Here is a 440-nt window from a genome sequence, read left to right as displayed (position 1 = left end):
GTAAGCATCCGGCTAACACAGCCTTACCAAGCGATCCTATAAGCCTTAATTTAGTTCCCACCTAAAAACAAGTGGGGACTTAATCCATGAACATGGATATATATTCAGCAACACCTCCTGTTGCTAAAAAACGCAGAACATACAGCAAAGAATTCAAACTCAGTATTGTCAATGCCTGTAAAAATCCTAATACCTCGATCGCTTCGGTCGCACTGCAACATAGTATTAATGCCAACCTTGTCAGTCGTTGGATCAGGATCTTCAGCCATCATGAGGGTGCCGTGCAGGATCCTACTCATGTGAATCCAGCATTTATTGCTTTGCCTTACACTGCTGCAATCAGCCAACCTATTGATGAGAGGATCACGTTGTGTATCACCGTGCCTCATACGAATAATGATATTCAGCTAAAATGGCAGACATCAGAAATACCTGCCTTG

Annotated in this window: 1 protein-coding gene; it reads left to right on the top strand. The window is 43.0% G+C overall.

Features of this window, described 5'->3' with window-relative positions; genetic code table 11:
- Positions 1–86 precede the first annotated feature (86 nt).
- Positions 87–440, top strand: a 354-nt coding sequence (locus G5T77_RS16910) for a transposase (protein WP_032043041.1), incomplete at its 3' end; no start/stop codon positions are given.

The organism is Acinetobacter sp. GFQ9D191M (assembly GCF_011174875.1).
In the GTDB taxonomy this organism is placed as follows: domain Bacteria; phylum Pseudomonadota; class Gammaproteobacteria; order Pseudomonadales; family Moraxellaceae; genus Acinetobacter.
This window is presented reverse-complemented; position numbering and strand designations above follow the sequence as displayed.